General features: G+C 64.0%; 7 protein-coding genes. 2 read left to right on the top strand and 5 right to left on the bottom strand.

Annotated elements, in window-relative coordinates:
• Positions 1 to 715 (top strand): hypothetical protein (locus GXP34_14135; GenBank protein NOY57105.1); only part of this gene is annotated, 715 nt, incomplete at its 5' end.
• A gap of 80 nt (positions 716 to 795) precedes the next feature.
• Positions 796 to 1,902 (top strand): DUF222 domain-containing protein, encoded by a 1,107-nt coding sequence (locus tag GXP34_14130; protein NOY57104.1) that lies wholly within the window; start codon positions 796 to 798, stop codon positions 1,900 to 1,902.
• Positions 1,903 to 1,999: 97 nt separating this feature from the next.
• Here the strand turns inward: GXP34_14130 and GXP34_14125 are convergent, their stop codons facing one another.
• From GXP34_14125 to GXP34_14105, 5 genes are read right to left on the bottom strand one after another with little or no spacing between them, the layout of a single operon-like run.
• Positions 2,000 to 2,854: an LLM class F420-dependent oxidoreductase gene (locus GXP34_14125; protein ID NOY57103.1), complete on the bottom strand. Its 855-nt coding sequence runs from the start codon at positions 2,852 to 2,854 to the stop codon at positions 2,000 to 2,002.
• Positions 2,855 to 2,907: 53 nt separating this feature from the next.
• Complete coding sequence (locus tag GXP34_14120; protein NOY57102.1) at positions 2,908 to 3,744, bottom strand: alpha/beta hydrolase; 837 nt, start codon at positions 3,742 to 3,744, stop codon at positions 2,908 to 2,910.
• A complete protein-coding gene (locus tag GXP34_14115) occupies positions 3,741 to 4,553 on the bottom strand; it encodes an ABC transporter permease subunit (protein ID NOY57101.1) in 813 nt (270 codons plus the stop codon). Before GXP34_14115 ends, GXP34_14120 begins: the two co-directional genes overlap by 4 nt.
• Positions 4,543 to 5,436 (bottom strand): ABC transporter ATP-binding protein, encoded by an 894-nt coding sequence (locus GXP34_14110; GenBank protein ID NOY57100.1) that lies wholly within the window; start codon positions 5,434 to 5,436, stop codon positions 4,543 to 4,545. Before GXP34_14110 ends, GXP34_14115 begins: the two co-directional genes overlap by 11 nt.
• 58 nt (positions 5,437 to 5,494) lie before the next feature.
• Positions 5,495 to 6,382 (bottom strand): formamidopyrimidine-DNA glycosylase, encoded by an 888-nt coding sequence (locus GXP34_14105; GenBank protein ID NOY57099.1) that lies wholly within the window; start codon positions 6,380 to 6,382, stop codon positions 5,495 to 5,497.
• Positions 6,383 to 6,681: the final 299 nt, after the last annotated feature.

Here is a 6,681-nt window from a genome sequence, read left to right as displayed (position 1 = left end):
AAAAGGATGGCACAGGGAATCTGTCGGTCAGTGCCCCGACGGCAGCCCGCGGGTGCTGCGACAGCTCTACTGGCTCGACGGCGAACTCTGGAACAGTCCCGTAACCGCCTTCGACTTCGGCTGGCGGTTCGGCCAGGGAGATCTCGTCCCCTACGCACCCCGCCGCTCGGACGGAAGCCCAGCGGTCTTCGCCGCCGACAACCTCGTCCCCGACGTCGCCTATTGCGTGTATCCCCTCGACGGCATCGACCTGAGCGAAGAGATCCGCAGACGCGCCCCGCCCGGGAAGACCGCCACGAGCCCGATCAGCGAAGGTCTCACCGGCCTCGACACGTGGCTCTGGTACGAGGGCGGCGATGAGATCCTCCCGTTCACGCTCACCTTCACCGATCCCGGATCGAACATCACCATGGAGATCGAGGCGTGGGCGACCCTCGAGGCGTTCACCTGGGACATGGGGGACGGGACGATCCTCACATCCGCCGTCCCGGGCAGCGCCGACGACCTGCCCGGCAGTGCGGCGGCCACGCATCTCTACGAGCGCAAGGGCGACTACACGATCACCTTCGTGGCCGAATGGAACGGCACGTATCGCTGGCGGCAACTCCCAGGCGGAGCGTGGTCCACCCCGATTCCGTTCGCCGACAACCCGGCGGTGATCGCCACGACCTTCACGTATCCGGTCTCCGAGGTACGCGCCGTCCTCTCACCGTAACGAAGTACCAATCTCGGCTATATGTCGTCGACCATCGCCAGAGGACGTTTTCTGTCACACCCGGATGATACGTTGCGCATATGGATGTACCGGATGAAGTCACAGCCGATGGTCTGGAGCAGGAACTCGCCGGCCTGGAGATGCTCATCGGCCGGGCCCGTGCCCGTCAGATGACGTTGCTGGCCGAAGTGGATCGCCGCCAGATTCCGTTGGGTGACGGGTGTCGGAGCATGTGTGAATGGGTGTCGAGCCGCCTGGACGTGGCACCGGAGACTGCGTCGGCGCTCACGCACACCGCAAAGGCCCTGACCGATGCTCCCGGGGTGGGCGACGCACTGTCTGCCGGTCGCGTATCGTTCGATCGGGCCGTCGAGCTGTGCAGGTACGCCGCGACCGGAGCGGACGATCCTGTGGAATCCGTGTGGCATCTCGACATCGCCGGTCTGCGACGAGCCGTCGCCCACCGCAGGCGACTCACCCGCCGTCAGCAGACGGCCTCGTTCACGGACCGCTACGTGGCCATGCAACCGAATCTCGACGAAACTTCATGGCATCTGTGGGGAATCCTCGGTGGTGTCGACGGCAGGATCGTCGAAGAGGCGCTCGTCCACCGGGCCGACCGCTTCCCTGCCCTCCCCGACGGAACCAGACCCACCCTCGGACAACGCAACGCCGACGCCCTCATATCCATCGCCCAGGACTCACTCGACGCAACGACTGCAACCGGAACCGCCGCCCCGCTGGTGAGCATCTTCGTCAACGCCGGGGAGGCGGCAAGAACCGGAGCCGAGACGGGAGTGTGCCTCGACACCGGAATCCGCATCGGGCCCGAATCTCTCGCCGAGGCGCTCTGCACCGGCTCGATCGAGACGATCACGGTCGCCGGTGAACGGCCCCTGACGGTCGGACGCAAGACCAGAGTCATCTCCCCTCCCCTTCGCCGAGCCATCCTGCATCGTGACCACGGATCCTGCACGGCCGATGGATGTACCAGCCGGTACCGACTCCAACCCCACCATGTCACCCCCTTCTCCCAAGGGGGTCGAACCGACCCGGACAACCTCACCACACTTTGCTGGTACCACCACCATGTCGTCATCCACGGCATGGGCTACACCATCGACCACGACAGCCCGCCGGGAAGACTCCGTTTCCGCAAACCGCAGGGTGGGCCCGACCCGCCCTGACCGGGTCCGATCCACCAACTCCTCCCTGACCGATTCGATGTCGAAACGCCGCAGATCATCCGCTCCGGGCGGACAGAACGGCGCGCCCGGGCTGAGTTCACACCCCGGAGAACTCGTCCAGAAGCGCCGCGTACCGGTCGAGCCGAGGGAGCACGTCGTCGGCGGGTTTCGGAGGCACGCCCAACACGACGCGAGAAACCCCGACCTCTGCAAGCCGCTCGATCACTCCGGACTCGGGCTTCGCTCCGCTCACGGTCAGCTCGATCGGATCTCGGCCCGCGGCGGCGGCCGCCGCCTGGAGTGCGTCGATCTTGTCGAACAGGTCGTGGCGGCCGGCAATGGGCATCCAGCCGTCGCAGAACTCGACGATGTCGCCGAAGGTCCGCGGGCCGGCGGCACCACCGAGGATGATCGGCGGGTGGGGCTTCTGGACCGGCTTCGGCCAAGACCAGCTTGGCTCGAAGTGAACATGCTCACCGTCGAAAGAGGCGATGTCCTGGGTCCAGAGCTCCTTCATTGCCAGGACGTTCTCCCGCAGGATTGCTCTTCGCTCGAGGTACGCGACACCATGGTCTGCCATCTCCTCCTTGTTCCAGCCGTACCCGATCCCGAACAGCACCCTGCCGTTCGAGATCGTGTCCAGTGACGCGACCTGCTTGGCCAGCCATATCGGATCCCGTTGGGCAACGAGGGTGATGCCGGTACCGAGCTTCAACGTCGTGGTCACGGCGGCTACGGCGCCGAGGGCCACGAACTGATCGTGGGTGCGGGCGTAATACTCGGGCAATGGTGCAGCGCCCTTGACACCTCCCCACGGAGTGCGACGACTCACCGGAATGTGACTGTGTTCGGGGAACCACAGCGATTCGAACCCGCGAGCCTCCACCTCTTTTGCGAGATCGACCGGCTGGATCGCCTGATCGGTAGGAAACATGGAAACACCGAACTTCACAAGGAACCTCCAGGACAACGGTCGCCGTGCAGCCTAAACGCTCGCGACCCGCCTCAGTCCTGTCGTTCCAGGAACTCGGCCAGCACCCGCGTGTAGGCCACGGGTTCGTTCAGATAGGTGAAGTGGCCTGTCTTGTGAAACGTGTGGGTTTCGGCCTTGGGATACGTGCGTCTCAGCATCTCCCGCAGCTCGCGCGATATGAGAGGGTCGTTGTCGGATTCGATGATCAACACCGGCATCGGTGGTTCGACCGGTTCGAACCGGTCGATCACGCACCGGTATCGCGCCTGGAACTGTGCCTTGGACATCAACCCGCGCGACTGCTCATACAGGTAGGCGCGCACCAGAGGCGAGCCGCCGGCCGCCGGAACTGCGCCCGAGGCGACGCGCTTGCGGAACACTCCCATGACGAGCCTCTCCGGCAGGTATGAGGCGATCGCTGCCGTCCAGACGTTCTCGGCGGCGATGATGTCATTCGGAGGGAACGTGTTGGCGAACACCGCTCGATCGATCCGGTCGGCGTCGTGGGCAACGAGGTACTGCGCGAGGTACCCGCCCAGAGATGTTCCAACGACACCGAAACGGTCGATTCCCTCTGCATCGAGGATCGCAAGGAGCCCGCGACGAAGACCGGCAAGGGTCGCAACGTCGGGATAGGTGACCGACACGACACGAAACCGGTCGGCGAACGCTTCGAGTTGCTGCCACCAGATGTCATAGGCGCCACCCATCCCATGCAGAAACAGAATCGTCTGATCGCCTGCACCGAACGAGACGTAGTGCCAGACGTGATCGTCGACGCGCAGCCCACGCACCTTACGATCTCGACGGAACCCGGACAGCGACTCGCGAACCCCCTCTTCCACATGTGCATAGAGATCCTGCTTCATATCCGTACATCCCTTCGGGCAAACAGCGGCACTGCAACTCCAACCAGGACCATGAAGATCGCCGCGAGGACTCCGAAGTCACCCCAGGACAGGCCGTTCTCGAGAGGGGTGTGCGCCGAGTAGTAGTAGAACGGCGAGAGCTTCTGAGACCACAGCGGCCAGTTCGCAAGCGGACCGATCGACTGGACGAGGAACGCGGCCAGAGCAACGCCCGAGACGCCACCCAGGGCGAGACCGCGGTTACCCGTTGCGGCACCGAGCGCCAGGGCGAGTGCACCGAACCCGAGGGCAAGCATCACCGCCTGAAGCGTGGTCGCAGCCACGTTTGCCATGGAGACCTCCATCCCAACCGCCAAAGCTCCGATCGCGACTCCGACGTAGATCGCTGCGCCGAGCAGCACGACGAGTACCAGCATCGCGAGCGCCTTCTGCAGTACCACGGACCTCCGGGAAACCGGGTTGGAGAGCAGCAGGTCCATCGTCCCGGCCTCCTCCTCTCCAGCAATCGCGCGGGCACCGATCCCCGCCGCCAGGATCAGCAACAACAGTGGACCGATCAAGCCAAACGCCTCCGCAGTCAAGTACCCAACAGGCGAGAAGACCGACTGCCCCGGGCTCATACCGAACACGGCAAGCAGTTCGGGGGGATAGGCTGCCAGGAGCTTGTCGTAGGATTCCTGCAGACCCGGATCGCTGAAGGCCGACCAGGTGAGGACAATCACCAACATGTATGCGGCCGAACCCGAGAGCCACCAGAGCATGGCTTTGCGGCGGTCCCACATCGTTTTGGTGAACACGTTACGCAGCATCGCCGTCACCCCGGAAGTACCCGAGGAAGAGCTCTTCGAGATCTGCCTCATGGCTGATGATGTTGGTGACTTCGAACTCGGCGGCCGCCTTGATGAGTCGATCGACCGATCCCAACACCCGGCACGACACGACACCGTCATCGACGGCGACATCCTCGACGTTCGGCAAGGCCGTGAATCGCTCCGACGGAACAGGCCCGGAGAAGTGCAGCTCGATGCGCCGCGGGGCCCGCGCCTTGAGTGAGTCCAAACCCTCCACGACGACCAGATCGCCATCCCGAATGATGCCGACCCGGTCTGCGATACGCTCGACCTCCGACAGCGTGTGCGACGACAGGAACACCGTGCGTCCTTCTCGACGGACCTCACGGATCATTCGGTAGAACTCCTGCTGCATGAGCGGATCGAGACCGCCGGTCGGCTCGTCCAGGATGAGAAGTCTCGGTCGGTGCATGAATGCCTGTACCAACCCGACCTTCTGTTTGTTCCCGGACGACAGGTCGCCGATCCTTCGAGCCATGTCGAGTTCGAGCCGCTCCGCGAACTCCTTGGCGCTGCCCAGGCCGCGCAATCCTCTGAGATTGGCGAGATAGGTGAACAGCTTCTTGACGGTCATGTCCTCATAGAGGGCGAGTTCGCCCGGCAGATAGCCGATCGCCCGTCGTATCTTCACCGACCGGGTGTCGTGCCCGAGGACTTCGACTTTTCCGCTCGTCGGGTGGAGAAGACCGAGAAGAAGCCGGATCGTCGTTGTCTTTCCGGCGCCGTTGGGTCCCAGATAGCCGAACACCTCTCCCTCGACGATTTCGAGGCCGAGGTCGACGATACCGCGCTCTTTCCGATAGTACTTCGTGAGCTTCTCGGTTCGAATCACGACCGACATTCAGCTCCTCTCGTCCCGCTCGATGTTAGAGGCTCCTGAACGACCGGCTATCGCACCTTCAGCCGCCGACCTCTTCGATCCGCCTGGGTCGGTCTCCTTTGAGAAGCCGGGATCGGGCCCGGTCGGCGAGCAACCTCCCGTCCGTCTGGCACGTAGCGCAGTAGTTGGTCTCGTTGCTTGCATACACGATCCGCTGTACCGGGGAACCGCACACAGGGCACGGCTGTCCGTACCTGCCGTGGACCGCCATCTCCGGTCTGAAAGCCGTGACCTTCACCGGCCAGCCCTCCCCCACCTCCCTTCGGAGACGGTCCGTCCAATCGGTCAACACGGCCCGGGTGGCATCGAAGAGCGCAACGATCGCGCCACTGTCGAGCCGCTCGGTGAGCTGCAGCGGCGAAAGGCGTGCCCTGTGCAGGATCTCGTCCGAATATGCATTCCCGATGCCGCTCAGGACCTTCGGGTCGGTGAGGGCACGTTTCAGGGTTCGGTTCTGACGGTTCAGGGCCTCAGAGAACTCCTCGAGGGTCATCGTGAGCGGTTCCAGACCGCCCGGATCGATTGTGGCGATCTCCTCCTGACCGCGAAGCAGGTGGAGTGAAGCCCGCTTCTTCTGAGATGCCTCGGTGAAGACCAGCGTGCCGTCGGGGAAGTCGAAAGCGGCCAGGCCCACCTTCTTCGGAACCGCAGCCCCCGGATTCCTCCATCGGAGCCGACCGGCGATCATCAGATGGATCACGACAAACAGGTCGGCTTCCATGTGCCAGACGATGCGCTTGCCGATCCGGCGCAGACCTTCGACACGACGACCTTCGACTTCGCTGATCGACGGGTCATAGGTCCGCAGCACCGATGGCGAGACCACTCTGATGCGCTCCAGCTGCGCCCCGAGGATGCGCCGCTCGAGAGCTTCCAGATAGACGACGATGTCGGGCAGTTCGGGCACACGTCAAGCGTAGGTGGCCGCCGGCGGCATGGACCCGGGAAGATGCAGTGTGGAGCAGGCCGTCACCGACCGACCACATGGGCTTCGGAGAGAAAGAAGGGCGGGCCGTCGTGGCCCGCCCTCTTCGAGTAACAGTCTCCTAAGAATCGTTTCTCTTCTCGAACTCTTCTTCGAAGGAGACGACCTTGCGTCGAGGGCGTTCACCGCGACCTGACTCTGCGCTGCGGTCCTCACCGCGACCACGGTCCTCACCGCGACCACGGTCCTCACCGCGACCACGGTCCTCACCGCGACCACGG

It is taken from the genome of Actinomycetota bacterium (assembly GCA_013152275.1).
In the GTDB taxonomy this organism is placed as follows: Bacteria; Actinomycetota; Acidimicrobiia; order Spongiisociales; family UBA4744; genus BMS3Bbin01.
The sequence above is the reverse complement of the archived record's forward strand: the minus strand, read 5'-3'. Positions and strand labels throughout refer to the sequence as shown.